At 56.7% G+C, this 20132-nt stretch carries 19 protein-coding genes and 1 pseudogene; 7 read left to right on the top strand and 13 right to left on the bottom strand.

The features are described 5' to 3' along the window. Positions 1 to 2: 2 nt before the first annotated feature. The 6 genes from OM794_RS04625 to OM794_RS04600 form a co-directional block, all read right to left on the bottom strand. Entirely contained in the window at positions 3 to 1004 is a 1002-nt protein-coding gene (locus OM794_RS04625; RefSeq protein ID WP_226248063.1) for a TauD/TfdA family dioxygenase, read from the bottom strand. 10 nt (positions 1005 to 1014) lie between these two features. Then, a complete protein-coding gene (locus OM794_RS04620) occupies positions 1015 to 1749 on the bottom strand; it encodes a 4'-phosphopantetheinyl transferase family protein (protein WP_226248061.1) in 735 nt (244 codons plus the stop codon). Then, entirely contained in the window at positions 1727 to 2467 is a 741-nt protein-coding gene (locus OM794_RS04615) for a thioesterase II family protein (RefSeq protein ID WP_226248058.1), read from the bottom strand. The genes OM794_RS04620 and OM794_RS04615 overlap by 23 nt, the downstream gene beginning before the upstream one ends. Further along, positions 2457 to 2702 (bottom strand): MbtH family protein, encoded by a 246-nt coding sequence (locus OM794_RS04610; protein WP_226248056.1) that lies wholly within the window; start codon positions 2700 to 2702, stop codon positions 2457 to 2459. Before OM794_RS04610 ends, OM794_RS04615 begins: the two co-directional genes overlap by 11 nt. A 256-nt stretch (positions 2703 to 2958) precedes the next feature. Continuing rightward, positions 2959 to 3177: a FecR/PupR family sigma factor regulator gene (locus OM794_RS04605; protein ID WP_226248053.1), complete on the bottom strand. Its 219-nt coding sequence runs from the start codon at positions 3175 to 3177 to the stop codon at positions 2959 to 2961. Positions 3178 to 3288: 111 nt separating this feature from the next. Next, positions 3289 to 3816: an RNA polymerase factor sigma-70 gene (locus OM794_RS04600; protein WP_226248051.1), complete on the bottom strand. Its 528-nt coding sequence runs from the start codon at positions 3814 to 3816 to the stop codon at positions 3289 to 3291. A 305-nt stretch (positions 3817 to 4121) separates the two neighbouring features. Between OM794_RS04600 and OM794_RS04595 the strand changes: the two genes are divergently transcribed. From OM794_RS04595 to fhuF, 5 genes are all read left to right on the top strand, one after another. Further along, positions 4122 to 4919 carry an inositol monophosphatase family protein gene (locus OM794_RS04595; RefSeq protein WP_226248049.1) on the top strand — a complete coding sequence of 266 codons (798 nt, stop codon included), beginning with the start codon at positions 4122 to 4124 and terminating at the stop codon, positions 4917 to 4919. Between the two features lie 148 nt (positions 4920 to 5067). Beyond that, positions 5068 to 6411: a glycerophosphodiester phosphodiesterase family protein gene (locus tag OM794_RS04590; protein ID WP_226248047.1), complete on the top strand. Its 1344-nt coding sequence runs from the start codon at positions 5068 to 5070 to the stop codon at positions 6409 to 6411. Between the two features lie 69 nt (positions 6412 to 6480). Then, positions 6481 to 6696: a hypothetical protein gene (locus OM794_RS04585; protein ID WP_265154296.1), complete on the top strand. Its 216-nt coding sequence runs from the start codon at positions 6481 to 6483 to the stop codon at positions 6694 to 6696. Positions 6697 to 6900: 204 nt separating this feature from the next. After that, entirely contained in the window at positions 6901 to 7668 is a 768-nt protein-coding gene (locus tag OM794_RS04580) for an ABC transporter ATP-binding protein (RefSeq protein WP_226248044.1), read from the top strand. A gap of 149 nt (positions 7669 to 7817) precedes the next feature. Next, entirely contained in the window at positions 7818 to 8606 is a 789-nt protein-coding gene (fhuF, locus tag OM794_RS04575; protein ID WP_226248042.1) for a siderophore-iron reductase FhuF, read from the top strand. A 23-nt stretch (positions 8607 to 8629) separates the two neighbouring features. Here the strand turns inward: fhuF and OM794_RS04570 are convergent. The 5 genes and pseudogenes from OM794_RS04570 to OM794_RS04550 form a co-directional block, all read right to left on the bottom strand. Beyond that, positions 8630 to 10280, bottom strand: a pseudogene (locus OM794_RS04570) (multidrug ABC transporter permease/ATP-binding protein). A gap of 140 nt (positions 10281 to 10420) precedes the next feature. Further along, complete coding sequence (locus tag OM794_RS04565) at positions 10421 to 11509, bottom strand: DUF1513 domain-containing protein (protein WP_226248037.1); 1089 nt, start codon at positions 11507 to 11509, stop codon at positions 10421 to 10423. A gap of 3 nt (positions 11510 to 11512) precedes the next feature. Further along, the gene (locus OM794_RS04560) at positions 11513 to 12547 is read right to left on the bottom strand and encodes an imelysin family protein (protein WP_226248035.1); all 1035 of its coding nucleotides are present in this window, start codon (positions 12545 to 12547) and stop codon (positions 11513 to 11515) included. A 43-nt stretch (positions 12548 to 12590) separates the two neighbouring features. Further along, positions 12591 to 14042, bottom strand: a complete 1452-nt coding sequence (locus tag OM794_RS04555; protein ID WP_226248032.1) for a di-heme oxidoredictase family protein — start codon at positions 14040 to 14042, stop codon at positions 12591 to 12593. A 107-nt stretch (positions 14043 to 14149) separates the two neighbouring features. Continuing rightward, complete coding sequence (locus OM794_RS04550; RefSeq protein WP_226248030.1) at positions 14150 to 15445, bottom strand: imelysin family protein; 1296 nt, start codon at positions 15443 to 15445, stop codon at positions 14150 to 14152. Positions 15446 to 15652: 207 nt separating this feature from the next. Here OM794_RS04550 and OM794_RS04545 point away from each other — a divergent pair, with 207 nt between their 5' ends. Beyond that, on the top strand, positions 15653 to 16525 hold the full coding sequence (locus OM794_RS04545; RefSeq protein ID WP_226248028.1) for a LysR family transcriptional regulator ArgP: 873 nt from the start codon (positions 15653 to 15655) through the stop codon (positions 16523 to 16525). 167 nt (positions 16526 to 16692) lie between these two features. Next, positions 16693 to 18498 (top strand): diguanylate cyclase, encoded by a 1806-nt coding sequence (locus OM794_RS04540; RefSeq protein ID WP_226248026.1) that lies wholly within the window; start codon positions 16693 to 16695, stop codon positions 18496 to 18498. A 22-nt stretch (positions 18499 to 18520) separates the two neighbouring features. Here OM794_RS04540 and OM794_RS04535 read toward each other — a convergent pair whose 3' ends face one another. Further along, positions 18521 to 19078, bottom strand: coding sequence for a cytochrome b (locus OM794_RS04535; RefSeq protein WP_226248024.1), 558 nt, complete (start codon positions 19076 to 19078; stop codon positions 18521 to 18523). Between the two features lie 104 nt (positions 19079 to 19182). After that, positions 19183 to 20055 (bottom strand): LysR substrate-binding domain-containing protein, encoded by an 873-nt coding sequence (locus tag OM794_RS04530; protein ID WP_226248022.1) that lies wholly within the window; start codon positions 20053 to 20055, stop codon positions 19183 to 19185. Positions 20056 to 20132 lie beyond the last annotated feature (77 nt).

The raw sequence follows: 20132 nt of genomic DNA, 5'->3' as shown, positions 1-20132 counted from the left end.
GTTTAGTCGTTGGAGAGGTTGCCGTGACCTTCCGCCATGGCGACGACGACTTTGCGCGGCCCTTTAAACGGCGTGCGCGCATGGGCAACCAGCATGTTGTCGAGCATCAGCACATCGCCTGCCTGCCAGGGGAACATCACCGTTTCTTCGGCCAGTACGCCGCGGATCTCATCGAAAATGGCATCGTCAATGGGGCTGCCATCGGCAAAGAAGACGTTGCGCGGCATATCTTCGGGGTCGAGCAGCTCTTCGAGCGATTCACGCACTTCTGGCTGCAGGTTGGAGACATGGAAAAGATGGCCTTGGTTGAACCACACCTGCTCACCGGTGACAGGGTGAGTCTCTATGCTTTGGCACAGTTGGGTGGTACGCAGGTCGCCATCAGGCTTCCACTCACAGCGAATACCCGCGCGCTGGCAGAATGCCTCCACTTCAGCGCGGTCTTCGGTGTTAAACACCTTTTGCCAAGGCATATCGAAATCGCCGTAGTTGCGTACGTATAGGATGCCGGGGGCAAAGCGCTCGCGGATCTCTGCGGGCATACGGCGGTAAATAGCGCGGCTATCGGCTATCGGCGTCTCTCCCCCTTCGGGGGAAGCGGTGACACAGTGGAACCAGATTTTCATCGGCCACTCGCGGGTGTAGGCCTGCTCATTGTGAAGGGGAATATGTTGATGAGCGGGGTACTCGGTGGAGGTATAAATGCCTGATGAAACCGCTGAACGCGGTGTTGAGGCGAACTCATAGCTCAGCAGAGGATGACCAAAGGCGGCAGCAAACTGCTGAAAATCGTCCACGGAGGGAACATCGAAGCCTCTTAGCAGTACCCCACCGACTCTGGCCACCAGCGACTCAATATCCGCGCGTAACTCGCCAAAGGCTTCCAGCAGTGGCTGCCCTGGGTAAGAGGGAGAAATCATAATAGGCAGCTCCGAATCAGCAGGCCCCTGACGTTTGGATAGGGTGTTGGTTTGTTGCGTTGGTGTTGCGCTTTGGCTGTCCATTATTGATCTCCTAAAAATTCGTTGAGTAGCGTTTACCCTGGGCGTTTGTGTGGGAATAGCCTGAATCGACATAGCCTAAATCGATATAACCCAGGGCAGCGGCATAGCCACTCGGCGCTGGCAGCGGCCATGCTTGCAAAGGTGATGAAATGGGAAGCGAGTGCTCAAGGTGATAGGTGCCTGGCGGCCCTAAAGAGGAAGTGATCGAGAGCGACCGCAAATGATCAGCGATGCCCAGGCCCAAAGCTTTGAGCACCGCCTCTTTAACCACCCAGCGCTCCATAAAGAGCAGCGCGGAGCTGTCGCGTGCGTGGTCGAGCTGCTCACTCGGCGATAGCACCAGCCCATGCAGCGGCGCCAGTTCAGCCTCGGGTCGGCAGCGCTCAATATCGACCCCCACCGCGCCGCCGGGAGCAAGCGCGATCAGGGCGACATGGCCAGAGTGGGAGACATTGAAAGCAGGCCCATCAGCGTTTTCCAGCGCTGGTTTGCCGTAAGCGTTCTGAGTGAACACCAACTTTTCTGGCGCTATACCGGTGTGCGCTGATAGCAGTCGCCGCAGGGCTGCGCGAGTCGCCACGGCGCGTACGACATCAGCATGATGGCGAAGCCGCTGGGCGCGCTGCCACTCGGCTCGACTCAGCAACCGATCATCTTCGTCAGCCACCGGGGCGTTCAAGTCGAGCGTTAAGCGCCAGACTTCAAGCCCCTCAGGAGCCCCTTCAGCTAACGGCAGGCGCTGCATGAGGCACCTCCTCAAGCCGTCGAGTCAGCGCCCGTTCTATAGTCTCCAGCACTTGTGCTTGCTGCTGGCGAATAAAGAAGTGCCCTCCTTCGAACCAGTCCAACGAGAACGCCTCTCCCGCTTCCCGCTGCCACGCCTCTAGACGCTCTCTTTCGATATCGTCATCGCGCCCTGCGAGTACCTGTAAGGGATAACCAAGCGGCGACCCGCCGCGATAACGGAAACTGCGACAGAGGCGATAGTCCGCCATCAAGATATCGAGGGTAAGGCGCAGCAGCTCAGGGCTTTCGAAGACCTCCTCTGGGGTGCCGCCCTGTTGGCGCAGATCCGCGATTAAGGCCTTATCGTTATCAAGGCCCGCCAAGCGGTCTGAGTCGCGCATTGAGGGCGCCGCGCTGCCTGAGGCGAGCAGCATCCGCGGCTGAGGCCGCCCTACATCGCGTAAGCGTGCCGCCATGCCATAGGCCAGCAGCGCCCCCATGCTGTGGCCGAACAGGGCAAAATCACCGCGCAACCGCGTTGCCTGCTCTTCGCACAACCGCACCACCTGGGTCTCGAAGTCATCGATAAGCGGCTCACCCAGGCGTTCGCCACGCCCAGGCAATTCGACGGGATACACCTCGACCCAGGCGGGCAACTGGCGCTTCCAGCGTAGATACATGGTGGCGCTGGCCCCGGCGCAGGGCAGGCAGAGCAGCCTTAAACGCTTAACCTGCATTCACCTGCTCCGCCTCAGCGCCGGCCTGCTCATCCATCCACTGGCGCAGCGAGAGTGGCCGCATATCTGTCCAGGTCTTTTCGACGTAGGCTAAGCAGGTTGGCTTATCGCCCAGCACGCCGGTATCCGTCCAACCGGCAGGAATCGCCTTCCACTCGGGCCAGAGGGAGTACTGCTCTTCGTGGTTGACTAATACGCGGAAGACACCATCTTCACGATCAAAACAGCTTGTCATGGAATTAACCTCATCGTTGCCAAAGGAATGAGAAGTAAAACGCAATTGCTTCTCATTACTTAGTGACGAGTGAGGAACCAGAAAATTTAATGCTGGAAAGGAAGAAAGTAGAAAAAATAGGGGGAGGGGTCGCTAGGGCGTCGACATAGCATTACCCATGCCAGGCTAAAAATTGCTCCAGCGGGAGGCAGCGTTAGCTCGCGACCATTGAGTTAGCCTGAAAATCGAAGAAGGAGGTTAAAAAAACAGTGACTTATCAGTTGCGCTCATCGCCATTTGGGATCATCCCCGTTAACAACCATAGCTGTTCGGCTTCATGGAATACCCGGCGATGCTGAGGAGAAGCCGCTAACCACGCATGAAGCGCCTCGCGATCAGCGTCACTCAACGTCTCTTCATGTTCGCGCATCAGCCAGTCTAGCGCCGTTTGCCAAACGGCATCATCGCCGCTGTCGTTATCCATCGTTACTGTCAAACCTCGCTACTGCGGCCTGCTTATTACCTGCCTATGGAAGCGTCTGATATTCTCAACGCTATTGGCTGACAGTGTAACAAAGCGACAACAAAGAGGGGACGGAACGCCGATTTACTTATCTGGCAACGACCGGCCCTGTAGCGACTGGTGGCAATGAGTCAGCGCATCGCGAATCATAAAGTTAACTGACGTGGTAGAAACACCTAGCTGTAGCGCCACTTCCCGCTGGGTATGGTTTCCCGAACGATAAAGTTCAAAGGCGCGTCGCGTACGCTCTGGCAGTTCGTTCAACGATTCGACCACCTGGGCCAATGCCTGGCGATCAATGGCAATCACCTCAGGTGAGTGTGACGCACAAGAGGCGTTATCCCCCTCCTCTGCTTTTGCAAACAGCGCTGACTCAAACGCGGAACGACGGCAGCGGTCAATGGCGAGATTGCGCACCACCCGTGACACGTAGGATATGGGCTGCTTTATCTCAAAAAGCGTGGTTGCCTCTGAAATTTTCAGATAGGCATCCTGCACAACATCGTCGGCTTGATCAGCATTGCCCAATACTTTTGCGGCGACACAGCAGAGCCTAGGCCGCTGATTAACGAAGATGTCTTCTAACTCAGCGCTCCAGGTCTGGGTATCCACAGCACGGCCTCCTGCCTTGATTAACACCACGGAATAAAATGGCAACAATTATTATTTGCGTTACCATCAGGTAAGTCAACCGGTGTCAGCTAATCCACTTTTTATAACGATATGCTGGTTGATTTTTTGTTGGCTCAGTTAATAGCGACATGTAACAGGGGTATCTCTCATACGCCAAATGCATCGATGACCTCCCATTAAACCAACTTTACGCCTGTCATCGGCGTGTCATGAATGGCTAGTTACATTGAATGAATACAGTTTTGCTATTCACTAAGACACGATGAATGCTCAGGGGAAATACAATGCTCGATAGCAGTAACGACCTACTCGAAACGGTAAAGCAGGCGGCGTACGAGGCAGGTGCGCTGTTACGCGAGGGGTATTCGCTAAAGGGAAGAATTGCCTTTGAGCAAAAGGGGGCGTCAGACTTTGTCAGCTACTACGATACGGCTGCGGAAAACATCATTATCGACTGTATCAGCAGCGTTTTTCCCGATATCGCGTTCCTCGGTGAAGAGAGCGGCCTGACCCCCACCGATAGCAACTATACCGTGATCATTGACCCTCTTGATGGCACCAGCAACTTCCTGCATGGAGTGCCTCATTTCTCGGTCTCTATTGCAGTCACCAAGGGCGATGAGCTGATCATCGGGGTTGTTTATCACCCCTTGCTAGATGAAATGCTGTGGGCAAGCCTTGGCACTGGCGTCTTCCTCAATGACACACCGCTCAGTACTCCGGAACCGCGCCCGCTCAACGAGATGCTAATAAGCACCTGCCTGCCCTACCACGCCAAAGGCGACTGCACGATAGCCATAAGCCAACTCGCCGCCTTAATGCCCCAGGTAGCCGGTATCCGCAGCCCAGGTTCGGCGGCGTTGGAGCTCGCTTCTACCAGCCTGGGCCGCTTTGATGCCTTTTGGTCTCAAGGGGCTGCGCTCGACTTTTGGGATATCGCCGCCGGCGTCTTGATTGCCCGAGAGGCAGGCTATACCGTCACGGATCTCTCGGGTGAGACGAATCCCGCTCAATGGAACAGCCTAATTGCAGCGCACCCCGAGCAGCATGGCCAACTGCTAGCGTGCTTAACTTCCTGCTGATGGTAGCGGGCAATGTGCGAGCCTTCCCGGCTCGGATCATTCGCGAATTCCTGTCACTTGTGCGTCGCATCTATCACTTTGCACGGAAGCAGGCGTGAAACCTGTCTACACTCAAAACACCCACTTCGCGGCAAAGAGAGTTTCGTTGATGAAGGCTTCCGGTTTGCTAATAACCATGCTGGTTTCAGGTGGCCTGCTGGCCGCTAACACCGCCCATGCTCAAGAAGAGACTGACGCAAAGCTCTGGGATGATGCCCTGGTTAAGGCGGCACAGCAGGTAACGCTGGGGCCGCGCCCGCTATTCTTGGTTAACGACATGAGCACGGATAACGATCACGAGCGCGAGCTGAAAGCCTCTTTATTGAGCTGCGCTGCGGAGCAAACCCAGTGGCAGCGGTCTCCATTGACGATTGGACATCGTGGCGCGCCGTTACAGTTTCCAGAACATACTCTCGAATCTTATATTGCCGGTGCTCAAGGCGGGGCGGGCATTCTTGAGTGCGACGTCGCCTTCACCGCCGATGAAGAGCTCGTCTGCCGTCACTCCCAGTGCGATTTACACTCCACCACCAATATTGTCGAGACCGACTTAGCTGAAAAATGCAGCGTGCCTCCCGCTTTTGATGAAGAAAACGGCGAGCTAATGAATGCGGCAGATATTCGCTGCTGTACCAGCGATATTACCTTAGCTGAATTTCGTACCCTGCAAGGCACCATGGAGGGGGTAAACACGGATGCAGCCAGCCTTGAAGAATACCTGGCAGGCACGCCCGAATGGCGCACAGAGCTCTATGCTACCCGTGGCACCTTGATGAGCCATGCTGACAGCATTGCCCTTTTTCAGCAGCTTGGGGTGCATATGACCCCAGAACTGAAAGTGCCAGAGGTTGAAATGCCGTTTACAGGTCATTCAGAAGGCTTCACGCAGCAGGCGTACGCACAGAAGATGATAGATGAGTACAAAGCGGCAGGGGTTCCTCCCAGCGATGTCTTCCCACAGTCATTCAATCTGGATGATGTGCTTTACTGGATTGAACATGAACCTGAGTTTGGTAACCAGGCAGTTTACCTGGATGGCCGCTACAGCGATGACTCCTTTGATCACACAAACCCCGATACGTGGCAGCCAAGTATGCAGTCGCTGGTGGAAAGCGGCGTTCAGATTATCGCTCCTCCTATCTGGATGCTAGTCGAAGCAAATCCAGAGTTCGGCAGTGACGAGCAGGCAAAGCGTCTGCAACCTTCGCTTTATGCCCGCCGCGCCCGAGAAGCAGGCCTATCCATGATTGCCTGGACGTTTGAGCGCTCGGGGCCATTGGCAGAGGGTAATCAGTGGTACCACAGCACCACTGACGATGTCATTCAGCGTGATGGCGACAAACTAATTACCTTAGATGCCCTCGTTAACGAGGTAGGGGTCATCGGCGTATTCAGCGATTGGCCCGCCACGGTTGCTTTCTATGACAATTGTGCCCAGCGGGGCGCGCCCTGAACTGCATGCAGCGGTACCGGGGTTTGGCTGAGGTACCACGCGCTACGGGATGTGCACGGAGCTGAATCGGTGGTTTTCGTAGCGCGTGGTAAGCGTCAGCGCACCCGCAGCGGCGGCCCGGCGCGAAAGCAGCGCGAAGCGGTGCCGGGGTTGGATTCGGTGCCACTGGGCGTCGTTCCGCCGCCATTCGCGGGTGCCTACGAACGCTCGCTGAACTCGCGTTCTCGTTACCACGCGCTACGAGTGCCACCAAGCTGGATCGATGGGTTTTGTAGCGCGGCGTAAGCGTCAGCGCACCCGCGACGGTGCCGGGGTTGGTGTGCGCCTCCCGCGGGTAATCAAAGGCTGGCTGAGCCTTATCCGCTTCTCTGCTTTCCCAAGCCGCGTTTCCCTTCTCTTACGAAAATCATTTCATTTTTTTGTTAAAAATGAGAACTATTAGCACTAGAATGGAGCCATTATCATTAACCCCATTGCCAGGAGTGATTCATGTTCGAGGTCAAAGGCGCCACTTTTGAGATTAATGGCAAGCCGATTCTAAATCCCATTGACCACAGCTTTCATGAAGGCAAGGTTTACGGCCTGATTGGCCACAATGGCTCAGGCAAGTCGACCTTGATTAAATTGATGGCCCAACAGCAGCCCACCAGCCGTGGTGAGATTCACTTTGACCAGCGCCCGCTAAGTGATTGGGGCAATCGCGAATTTGCCCGCCAGGTGGCTTACCTGCCCCAGCATTTGCCCAGTGCCGAAAGCCTTACCGGGCGCGAGCTGGTGGCTTTTGGCCGCTATCCTTGGCATGGCCTGCTAGGGCGCCACAACCAGAAAGACAAAGAGGCCATTGACCGCGCCATTGCCCTTACCCACACCGAGGCCTTTGCCGACCGCCTGGTCGACACACTCTCCGGTGGTGAGCGTCAGCGGGTGTGGCTGGCGATGCTGCTGGCTCAGGGCAGCCGATTTCTGCTGCTGGATGAGCCACTGGCGGCGCTGGATATTGCCCACCAAATCGAAGTGCTGGCGCTGATCCGCAAGCTGTGCGATGAGTTAAATCTGGGGGTCATTATTGTCCTTCACGATATAAATATGGCATCGCGCTACTGCGACGAGCTGATGGCGCTGCACAGTGGCCGCCTGCTGGCTCATGGCACCCCAAACGATTTGATGTGCGACAGCACCTTAGAAGCAATTTATGGATTGCCGATGCAGGTCATGAAGCACCCCAACGGAGAGCACAATATCGCCGTGGCTCAATAACGCTATTCTCCGAGGCTAGACACTTTTAAGAACACTCATTCGCAATCAAGCACTTCAACTGATACGCATTATCGATTAAGCTGAGTGTCATATTTTCCCAGCGTGCTGTGTCAAAACCCTGTGTTAATGCCCTGTGATGGAGCCCCGCGATGACCTCTGCTCTGCGTCAGCCGCAACTGTTCGAGCCTTCATTGGCCGCCTGCTACACCGGGCCGTTGGCAAACTTTACGCCGCCATTAATTGGCGGCACGCCGCCCCTGGAAGCGTTCAACACCGCCCGCTGGCGGGATGCACGTTGGCTCAAAGAGGATCTCTCCCGTTTCGCTGAACAGTACCCAGGCGGTGACCTGCGGGCAGTGGTTTCGATCTGGTCGAAGTGGCACCTCAGCGCGCTAACCGTCCCCACGCTGACAGCCAACCTACTGCTGAACCGCGACCTGCCGGTGGGGCTGGACGATATGCAGGTTATTTTTAACGACAAAGGCGCTACATCACGGCTGTGGCTACCCCACGAAGGTACGCCGATCACCACGCAAGACCCGTTTGAGCGTTTTGCTACTTTGATTGAGCAGCACTGGGCACCGTTGATCGAACAATTAGCGGCCATCTCCGGCGCCGCTCAGCGAGTGTTCTGGAGCAATGCCGGTGGCTATCTGGACTTTTACGTCAATGCGCTGGGCGAGCATCCGCTTGCCAGTCAGCAGGCGTTTGAGGCCGCCAAGGGGCTGCTGGAAGCGCGCAACCTGCCCAACGGCAAGCGCAACCCGCTGTTTCAGCCGGTGCGCTACTTTACGCCCAAGGGGAGTGAAGAGGTTAAGCGGGTGCGCAAGCTCTGCTGCCTGCGCTACTTACTGGATGAGTTTGATACCTGCGGTACCTGCCCGCTAGAGGGCTGCGACCTGGAGGCGCGAAAGCGCGCCAGGCAGGTCGCCCGTTAATACGTTAGTATTTTTAACACGGTTTAGATATTAATTTGCGCAACTGCATCTTCGCTTGCCCGCGCACGCTGTTCGCCTTTCAGCTCGCTAAGCTGGCCCTTCGACATCTCCAGCAACCGATCAGCGTGGACGAAGTAGCTGTCGTCATGGCTGATGGCAAACACGGTTTTCCCCATCGCTTTTAAGTTCGGTAACAGCTCGCGGTAGAACAGCCGCCGGAACTGCGGGTCTTGATCCGCCGCCCACTCGTCCAGCAATAAGATATCGCGCTTTTCGGCAATGGCCAGCAGAAGCGCCAGACGCTTACGCTGGCCTTGGGAAAGCTGGGTGTTGATAACGCGATCCCCCTCCCACTGCAGCTTGTGCTGCATCTGCAGTCGCTCAAGCCAGGTATCAACGACCTGCGGGTCAGCAGGTAATCCTTCAGGGCCCATGGTCTGGTCAAACTGATGGAAATCGGTAAACACGCTGGCAAAGCGAGCGCGGAACGCCTCCCACTGAGCAGCAGTTACCACCTCGCCATCAATCTTAATGGTGCCACTTTGGGGGCGGTATAATCCCGAAAGCAACCTGGCCAGGGTCGACTTACCGCTGCCGTTACCGCCGATCAGAAACACCTGCTCACCGCGCTCAAGAGTCATATTAAGCGGCCCTACCTGGAAGCCTTCGCCTTGGGCAGTGTTCGGGTAGTGGTAAGTGACTTCTTCCAGTTCAAGGCGCTGCCAACCGGCCAGCGTATCTTCGACGGCAAAGCTTGACTGGTACTCGGCGAGCTCCAGGCTGCTCAATTTATCAAAAGCGACCTGAGCACTGATCAGCGTTGGCCAGGCGCCCACCGCCTGAATCAGCGGCGTGCGCAGAAACAGCAGCGTCAGCGCAAAGGTAGAAGCCACGGTAGTATTGGCCCAGCCCAACCCATTAGAGAGAAAAACACCACGCCGATGGCGCCCAACATCATAATGTTAGACCAGTTATTGGCACTTAATGGTAGGTATCGGCGCGGATAATGTGATGACGATAGTCGCGTGCATTGGCGGTATAGCGCTCATCGTAAAAGCGCCGGGCACGGTCGCGGTTCAGCGCCAGCTCTTTGCGCCCTTCAATGGCCGCCTGGAAATCTTTATAGAGGCTGTCTTCACTTTCACGCACCAGGCGAAAGTGGCGATACACCCGCGACACCAGCACCCAGCCCACGCCCATGGTGAACGCGATCCACACCACGGTGATCACCACCATTTGCGGCGAGAGCCATGCCAGATAGGCCACCGATGCGAGCGTTAGCACCACGCCCTGAATTAGCTCCGGCAGGCGCACAAAGCCAATGGTGATATTGCGCACATCGCTGGACAGGCTGGCCAGCAGCGTGGCGTTGCCCAGTTGCTCCAAGCGCTCAATATCGGTGTCGAGAATCCGCTTCACCAACCGCGAGCGTAGATCAAACACAAAGTGGTGCCCCAGCACGGTCAGCGCCAATTGCGTACTGAGAGTGACCGCCAGTAGCACCGCCAGCAGGCCGAGAAATTGCGGCAACGCCGCCATGCTGCCTACCTCAATAAGCCGCTGGTTGATGAAGGCAATCACCCCGACCCCTAAGCCAGCGCTCAATAGGCTCAGAGCAATGGCGCCTAAAAAGGGCCAGCGGTAGTGATGAAATACTAAGCGCAGCAGTTCCATGGGGCTCCTTGCCTTCCTGTAAAGAGCGCTGAAGTCTACCAGCAGCACCTCTTACCAAGAAGGTGTCATTTATATTGGTTTCAAACCGATGTCCTGGCAGCCTGTTTCAAAAGGCCATTCCAAAGCGCTATTTCTAAGAGCTATGTCAAATGGTTATCCCAGCGGAGTTCCAGACTGGCGAGCAGCTCAGGCGTTACAGAGTCAGGCGTTACTCGATAGAGCCCGCCCTGACCGGAGGAGACCAGAAAGCCGCCGTTGCCGTCGCAGCGGGCGCCGGCGGCGTCGGGCAGTGCCAGGCTAGCAACAAGCTTGCCTTGGGCGGCATCCAGCAGCAGCACCTGGTTGCCACGGGGGGCGGTAACTAAAACATTGGCCGCGACACGGCTAAACGCCACGCTGGCGATGTAGTGATTCAAGCTGGCGGTGACCTCATCGGGCAGCGCCAACTCAGAAAACTGACCATCAGTACCCAGACGGCAGATCAGCGGATGAGACTCCCACTCGGGGCCTTCAAACTGGTACCCGGCAATCACCGTGCCGTCCGCCGCTACGTCCAGATGACGGCAGCTTAGCTGGTGGTGCGAAGGCGCGTGGCGAGCCAGTATTTCGCCGCTATGGCGATCCATTAACAGCAGCGCCGGAGCCATGGTGTCCAGATTGAGTTTTACCCGGCCATAGTCAGGGTGGGTCTGAATACCCCCTAAACCAATCACCAGGGTGTCGCCATCCGGCATTAGCCGAAGCTCATGGGGGCCGATACCGTCCAGCGGCATATCGCGCACATGAGCGTAGTCGTTGGCCGCATCGTAAACGCGTACTAGCCCGGCGCTGTCCTCCAAACGGTTGGCGGTAACATACAGATAGCGCCCGTTAAGGTCGAAAACGCCATGCCCGTAGAAGTGGTAGCCCTCCCCGGCCGCAATGGTGTGGGCTAATTGACGGCTGTCGCCATCGATCACGTGCATCCGCGTGCCTGGGCGGCGGGCAAACAGTACCGCTTGGTGAGAGTCGGGCCGCAGACAGCCACCATGGCAGCGCTCGGGTACTTCGATCATAAAGCGGGTCTGGCCATCCAGTGCCACCCCGGCGATGAAATGCCCTCCGCTGGGGTCATCCACCGCGCTAAACAGCCAATCCACCTCATCTCGGGCGGGCAGCGCCCAACTCAGCGGCGTCAGCGCCATAGCCACGCTACCCAACCCCACTTTAAGTACCTGGCGTCGCTGCATGGTTCAATCCCCGTCGCTGGAATTGAAACCGCGCACCAACCCCAGTTCTGTGGCTATCTCGTTACCCAGTATGTGGCGTAGCTGGCTGATGTCGAGGTAGAGCGACTGCAGACCGCGAAACGCTTCTTCGTCTTCAAGGGAAGGCACCAAACCCGGCGGCAGTTCGCGAGCCTGGGCAAGCGCCTTATCCAGCTGGTCACGAAACGCCTCGGCTAGCGGCATGGCATCAGCTTCTCGCAGCAAGGCGGTAAGGCCCGGCAGGAAGCCGGTACGCAGGCCCTCCAGGCTGCTCTCTACCAATCGAACCGTTTGTCCGCTACGCCATGCCTCCGCCAAGTAGCCGTTGGCGGGTGCGCCTTTAAGGCCCATGGGCTCACCGAGCCGTTTATCTTCGAGTAGCTCAAGAGCCTGGATGGCGCTGCCCAGAGTGGTCTCGGTATAGCGTTGGGTATCGTCCGGCGCAATATAGTGATCGCCAAAGGCCTGCCAGTCGCGGTGTAGCGCGCTTGTGGTATCCGCAAGATGCGTCGTGATGGCCTGCATCAAGTTACAGGCGGCAGGATCGCTAAGGGCCTGCTCGCCCATGGCGTCGTCATAGAGCAAGTACTCAAGGGCGGGAAAGCCCTGGATCGCTACGCTGTCAGCGGCGATATCCTGGGCATCTGGTGCGTCGGTTGCTTTCAGCCATCCGCCCACTTTGCGGCCCACCAGGTTTTTACGATCCGGCCAGAACTGCAGCTGCCAGCCCCGGCTGTTCTGCTCCACCGGGCCAAACTGGATAAAGCGCACCGCCTGCCAGGCTTGATAGGCGTTCAGCCAGTCGTTTTCCAACCGCTGCCTGAGCGATTCATCGGAGGCTTGGCAAAAGCGTGTGGCGCTCGCCTCCAGGCGCTCGGAGGCAGCACTCAGCTCGGCATACTGCAGCTCCACTGCGCCGTGCCAAATATCCCGCGGCGTGGGAGCGTCCGAAGCAAAAGAGAGCGGCGCGGCCAGTAGCGTACAGGCCAGCAACCCCAGGCGGCGAAAAGATGCGATCACATAAACTCCTTGGCAATCAAGCCTTGCAACAATTCAACAACACTTATAGGGATTCAAGAAAACGAATGAGCTCAGCGCGCTGATCCTCAGGCAAGTCACGATAGCTCTGGGTGGCCGCTTCCGCCTCACCGCCGTGCCAGAGAATCGCCTCTTCCAGGGTGCGAGCACGGCCATCGTGAAGAAAGCCCGCTCTAGGGTTTACCGTTTGCGCCAGGCCGATACCCCACAACGGCGGGGTGCGCCACTCGCGGCCATCAGCCTTGAACTCACTGCGATGATCCGCCAGAGCGTCGCCCATATCGTGCAGCAACAGGTCGCTATAAGGCCATATAATCTGATCAGCCAGCGCCGGTCGTTCGGCATCCGCTGCGGCGCGATGGCGCGGCGTATGGCAACTGGCGCAGCCCAGGGCATTGAACCGTTCGGCCCCCTGCTGAACCGCCGGGTCATCCAGGTTGCGGCGCATCGGCACTGCCAGGCTGGAGGCGTAGAAGGTCACAAAGTCGGCCACGTCATCACTGACTTCTGGCGTGCCTCCGTTGGGAAAATCATCGCAGCCCTGGCTCTCCATGCAGTCGGTTTGCGGCACGAGGCTGGAGGTGAGCCCCATATCCCCGGCGAAGGCGTGTAGGCTCTGTTGCTCAATGCTGGGCTCACCCGCTTTCCAGCCGAAACGCCCCAGCTTGGTGGTACCACTGCGCAGATCCCAGACCTGATTGTAGCGCCCGCAGATACCGTCACCATCTGCGTCATCAGGGTCAGCGGCCGCCATCAGGTCAGCCTCGGGAATCGCCTCTAGCAGCCCAAGACCAATCATCGGCGGCGCCAGCCTCGGCGAAGTCTGCAGTTCCTCGGGCAGCTCGCCGTAAGCAGGCTCGGCAATCGAGTAGAGCGGTTCCTGCAGGGTAACGCTGTGGCCATCGGCAAAGGTGACCTCGCGCGGGCGATACGCGATCACCAGCGTCCCCTCCGGCTGTGCGCCAGAAATCGCCGCGGTTTGCAGCTGCAGACCGTAATTAGGCACCGGAAGCGCGCCGCGCTGTTCAAGCGTCGTCGCATCCGCTTGGCTAGCGGGTAGCGAAAGGCGCAAAAATAGCGCGATAGGATTTTCATCCCCCGTTGGCGGGTGCCCGCGACCATCCTTGAGGTGGCACCCTTGGCAGCTATTGGTATTGATCAGCGGCCCCAGGCCATCCCTAGCCTCGGTGCTGGCAGGGGCCGCCACCCAGGGGTTACGAAAGAAGCTATTGCCAACGCTGAAATCCAGGCGCTTGGTCATCGACATATTACCCAGCGGCAGCGAATAGGCGTTATGGTCAAACTGTTCCACCGAGCCATCGCCGCCGCTCATCGGCGTCGTTTGGATGGGATACTCCTGGGTTGGTGATTCAGCTGCCTGCAAGGGCGCTACCAGCAGGGTCAGGATGACACTATTGTGGATTAATCTGCTGGGCAGCCACTTGGCGAGGACAATAAACCGGGGTAAGCGGTACATGGTGATACCTTGAAAAGGATAATACGGCATACGCGCCATTCAACAAAAACCAACAGAGCCGCTCGACAGTAAGACCATCGGCGGCTCAGAATTGACGCTAGTCCTTTCTAGAACTGGTGGCCTGCGTCATCAGGCTGCAGCGACGTCACGCCCATTGAGCCCGCGGCCTGTTCGATGGATCCAGTTTGCGCTACCAGGGTGAGAATCGCCTCGTTGATCAGCTCGCTGCCCTGCTCATTGCCCGGCGCGATCATCATGTCAAAAGCCATCGGCGAGCTTTCCGCCTCAGCCGCCTGCTTGATTGCATCGAGGCGCGCCATCGTGGCGTCGAGCTGCTGAGCAAGCGTATCGGCCAACTCGCTATCTTCCTGAGCCAATAGGTCTTGCAGCGAAGGCCCCTCGACTACGCTGCCATTAAGGCGCTGATAGCGGCCAGTGTAGATATTCTGAATACCCTGACCGTTGTAGTAGTGGGAGTTGTGGGTATTGTCGCTGAAGCAGTCGTGCTCATCCTCAAAAGAGTTGGCTTCCAGCGCCACCTTCATACGCTCACCCGCTAACTCACCCAGTGAGAGCGAGCCCATGCCGAACAGCATGCGGCGCAGGCCTTCCTGGTCGCTCTCCGCCAGTAGTTCCTGGCGATAGTTGCCCTCGGTTTCCGGTGCCCACTGGGCCACCATCCACTCAAGGTCGTCAACTAACAGGTCGGAGACCGCGTCCAGGTATGTACGACGACGGTCGCAGTTGCCATGGGTGCAGTCGTCGCCGGTTTGGTAATCGCTCACCGGGCGTTCGCCGCTGCCCGCCTCAAAGCCGTTCAGATCCTGTCCCCAGAGCAGAAACTCGATGGCATGGTAGCCGCTGGCGACATTGGCTTCCGAACCGCCAATTTCATTCAGGTCGGCGAGGAGCTCCGGGGTGATCTCGCTAACGTCCAGGGTTTCACCGCCGACAGTGATTTGCTCGTTGGCAATAATATTGGCGGTGGCGCCTTCGTTACCCAGCTCATGCTGGTAGTCGTCGCCTTTCACATAATCGATCATGCCTTCGTCCAGAGGCCAGGCGTTTAGCTGCCCTTCCCAGTCGTCGACCACGGCATTGCCAAAGCGGAATACTTCGCTCTGCTGATAAGGCACCCGCGCCTGCAACCAGGCTTGCTTGGCGGCGTTCAGGGTCTCGCTAGTGGGATTGGCCAGCAATTCGTCGATGCGCTCGTTCAGTGCCTGGGCGGCACTCAGTGCATCGGCGTAATTGGCATGAGCCAGATCGGCGTAGTGGTGAACCACGGCGTCGCCGTTAACGGTGTCGTCAGCAGCTGTGTCAACAGCAACAGCGGCAACAGGCATCAGCGCGCTAAGCGCAACGATGCCAGCAAGGGGGCGACGGAGCATGATGGCGGGCATTACATTATCCTTTAGGCTGTGGCGTAACAGAAACTACTCACATAAAGTGCTAGGCAACCTGGGAGGATTGGGTGCGCTAACCATGCCTGAAATGTAATTCATTGACCTATGAGATTCAATCCCATTTAAACCCAAATAGAGAGCAATACTGGGGTTAATCGCCCTTTTTTTGCTTTATGTCACTTATTCTGTCCTGGGAACACCGCCATGCTGGATTACAAACTGCTTCACGCCTTGGCGACCGTAGTGGAGTGCGATGGCTTTGAGCGCGCTGGCGATGTATTGGGGCTCTCTCAATCCGCTGTCTCCCAACGCATTAAAGCGCTGGAAGTCCGCCTTGGTCAGCCAGTGCTGGTACGCCACCCCCATCTTGCTCCCACCCCTGCTGGCCAACGGCTGTTGACTCACTATCAGCAGGTACAGCTTTTAGAGCGTGACCTGCGGGGCTCCCTGCCCACACTGGATGATCAGGCTCCTCGCCTGCGGATCGCCATCAATGCGGATAGTTTGGTCACCTGGTGGGCCGAGGCGGTCGCCACTATTTGCCAGCAGGAGGGGTTACTGCTGGATCTGGTCATTGAAGACCAGGATGTGGGGCTCAAGCGCTTACGCGATGGCGATGTAGCGGCCTGCCTGTGCTCCGCCTCACAACCGATTGCCGGAGCACGCTGTGTAGCGTTGGGCGAAATGCACTACCACCCGCTTGCTTCCCCCGCTTACGTGGCGCGGCACTTCCCTGATGGGCCCAGCGATGAGGCTTTTAAAAAGGCACCCGCCATTGTCTTCGGCCCTCATGACCAGTTGCAGCACCAGTTCCTTGCTCAGTGCGGCTACCATGATCCCTTTCCTTACCACCTCTGCCCCTCTTCAGAAGGGTTTGTGCGCCTAGCTTCAGCCGGGATTGGCTACGGCATGATGCCTCAGTTGCAGGTCGGCGAATTGATGGCCAGTGGCCAACTCGCCAGTGTGGCTCCTGGTTACTCTTTAGCAGTACCGCTCTATTGGCATTTTTGGCGCCATAGCGGCACGTTGATGCAACGGCTGACACAACATTTGAGTTATGTCACCTCTAAAGCATGAGGGTTTTAAACGCTATTTTTTGCCAAAGCCAACTACACTCAAAAGGCTCATCTACGGCACAAGGGAATTTGAGCAGCTAGCGCTATGTCGACGCATTAGCTCCCCCGGCGGGCAAGGGAACCCAGGGAACAGCGTACGGGGTAATAAAACGAAAAAAGCGATACCCTATGCATGCACGACGTTTTATAGCGGGTGTTTACACCGGTCTATTGCTGCTGCTTGCGGTTTGTTTTATGCCGTGGGCACAGGCAAGTATTCCTCTATCCGCATCGCCAAGCCAGGCGAGCTATTCACTCGCCCCTTATAACGAGTACTGGCACGCAGACACACCGTCTTTAACGATTAACGATTTGCTTGCCCAGCCGCGACCTTTTCAGCCAACCCAAGACGCTCAAGATTTAAATTTCGGTTATACCCGCGGTGATGTGTGGCTGCGCACCCAAGTGTATAACGACTCGCCACATCCCCAGCGTTGGATAGTGGAGTTTGAGTACCCGTTCCTGGATTACGTTACCTTTTATACGTTTCGCCAACAGCTTAGCGAAGTACAGCTAAGCGGCAGTGCGGTTCCCGTTGAACTGCGCGCGCTCGCCCACCGGCAGGCAGTTTTCCCACTAGAGCTGGCCGCCTTTGAAACCGTCACTCTGTATACCCATGTGGCTGCATCAGGCAGTAAGATGCTGAACTACAATTTATTAACGCCAGAGACATTTTATACCCAAAATGACCGGCATAATTTTTGGCTGGCGACCTACTTCGGCATGCTGCTGGCAATGGGGTTATATAATTTACTGCTGTTTTTTGGCTTCAAAGAGCGCGTATTTCTTCACTACTCGCTATTTGTCGCTGGCTTTGGCCTGGCCATTCTCGCGTTTAATGGCATTGGCACACTCATGTTCTGGAGTTTTTTAGGTGAAAACACGTCACGCTTGGTGGCGCTCGGTTTCACGTTTGCTTCCGCTATGGCCACGCTGTTTGCGCAGAGTTTTCTTAATACTGAGATCTATTGCCCTCGCTGGCATCAAGTCTTAAATACCTTTCGCGGCTACTGCTGGCTCGCCGTTATTGCCTCGCTGCTGCTGCCCATTCCCACAGCGCTTCACATCATGGATGTAACGGGTTTTATGGCGGCTTTACTGCTCCTGACATGCGGCAGTTACTGCAGTTTTCGCCGCTTACCCAGCGCTCGGCTATTCGTATTCGCATGGTCGCTATTTCTGCTGGGTGCAGGTGTCTTTGCACTGCGCAACCTGGGCATACTGCCAGCGAATTTTATTACTCTACACGGCATTCAAATTGGCTCAGCATTAGAAATGTTACTGCTTTCATTTGCGCTGGCAGCGCGCTTTAACAAACTTAAACGGCAAAAAGAGCGTGCCCAAGCCGCTATGTTAGCTGCTCTTAAAAAGCAGGAAGCCGTGCTGGAACAAAAAGTCGCCGCTCGTACTAGAGCACTGGAGCATTTAGCCAACTGCGATATGCTGACCGGTTTATTAAATCGACACGGCCTGGCGCGCTGCGCTGCAGACGCCCTGGAGCGGAATCGCCAATATGACCAGCGGCTGGCATTACTGATGCTTGATCTTGATCGCTTTAAACCCATTAACGACTGTTACGGCCATGAGGCAGGTGATTTCGTACTACAACAAATAGCTAAACGCATCGCCCACTTGGCGCGAACCGATGATCACTGCGCACGCTTTGGCGGTGATGAGTTTATTATCATCATGGAGAATATTGAGTCGTGCGATACGCTTGAGAATATTCAGGCGCGTATTGACGAAGCCATTCGCTCACCGATCAAACTTCCCTGCGGTGAGCGAGTTAGCGTGAGTGTGAGCATCGGGGTCAGCACTTGCCAAGGAACAGAGGGCGCCACGCTTGAGAGTTTACTGCGTGAAGCCGATAGTCATATGTACGCAGTCAAATCACGCCAAGCGGTGGAGTTCTATCGCTACGGCTCGGCGAGTTAGATGCTGATTGATTGTTTGGTCATTAATCAAACAGGCTCATACGCTTCATAACGTTATCGCGCTTGATTTTCCAATGGAACATAGCGCCAGCGACGTGCAGCACCACCAAGCCTAAAATGGCCCACCCCAGACGTTCATGCCACATAAAGAGCTGTTCAGACAGTTGCTCGCGTTCGCCAATCAAACCGGGTAAATGCCAGTGGAAAAACTCCACCGGAAAACCGCCGCTTGCGGTCGCCGCCCACCCTAGTAAAGGCATAACAATCAGTGCTATGTAAAGCAAGTGATGGACGCTGGTACTCACCAGCCGCTCGAAGGCATTTAGGGGCGGCTCGTGGTCAGGTACCACAAAGGCCAGCCGGGTAATAATACGTAGTGTCATTAGCAGCAGTATCAACACCCCCAGCGTTTTGTGGCTGGTATACAGCAGGTTTGTGAGCATATTGCCGACTAAAGCAACGGTGCGCTCATAGCCCAAAAAGCCTAACGTTAAGCCGCTGGCCAAGGAGAGCAGCACCGCGCCAGCCACCAGCCAGTGCAGCACCCGATGCGGGTAGATATAGTGATCCAGTTCGTGCATGTAGTGCTCCTAAACGCCTTCAATTGCTCTTCATTCTAGTCAGTAACGCTCTCCCTTGCGCTGATTAAAGCACTACACGGTCATCAACGCTAAGCAATCCTTGTTTATAGCGCTTGCTCATGCACTGCCAGCTGTTCGCGTATTAACTCGGCCAATCGGCGCACAGGTTCAGAAGGCCGGTGCGGCGCCCGATGCAACGCCAGCTCAATCATCGGCAACGCAGGCAGCCCGCTGCTCTCATCCAGTGGCCTCAGCGCTGGGGTCAGCATACTGCGGGTCACCACCACAATGGCCAATCCAGCGGTGACAATCGGTGCCAGCCCCGCCATGGATTGGCTGGTATAAGCAACGCGCCAGCTGCGCCCCGCCGATTGCAATGCCTGCTCCGCCACTTCACGAAATACGTCGGCCCCCGGCGAGTAGAGCGCCAGCGGCAGTGGATCGCTAAGCAGCGGCTGCTGGTTCATTCCGACTGCCCACAGTAACGGCTCCCGGCGAATCACATCGCCCCCTGGCGAGTTACGCTGCCGGGTCACCAGGGCAAGATCCAGCTCTTTAGCCTTCACTTGCTCGACGAGGTGTGTACTGGTACCGCAGATCACCTTTAACCCAACCGCGGGATAAAGCTGATGAAAGTAGGCGAATACCGAGGGCAGCAGCGAAGCGTAATCTTCAGGAATACCCAGGGTGAGATCGCCAGTGATCTGACGCGCCTGCATATCACTCCACGCCTCATCGTTCAGCGCCAATAGCCGCCGTGCATGGCTGAGCAGGCGCTCGCCTTCTGGGGTGAAGCGTATTCGCCGTCCTTCGCGCTCGTGTAGCGTGAGCGATAGCTGCGCCTCTAACCGCTGCAGTTGCATGCTCACGGTGGACTGGGTATACGCTAACCGCTTTGCTGCTGCCGTTACGCTGCCGGTGTCCGCAATGGCCACCAGAGTACGCAGCAGGGTTAGATCCAGCGTGGGTGCACGCATCTACGCTCCTTATTTATCATCATCCTTGATAATAACGATCATAAAAGATCGATATTGTGATGTATTTAAAATGAGTA

The sequence above is a fragment of the Halomonas sp. BDJS001 genome, assembly GCF_026104355.1.
GTDB lineage: Bacteria > Pseudomonadota > Gammaproteobacteria > Pseudomonadales > Halomonadaceae > Vreelandella.
This window is presented reverse-complemented; position numbering and strand designations above follow the sequence as displayed.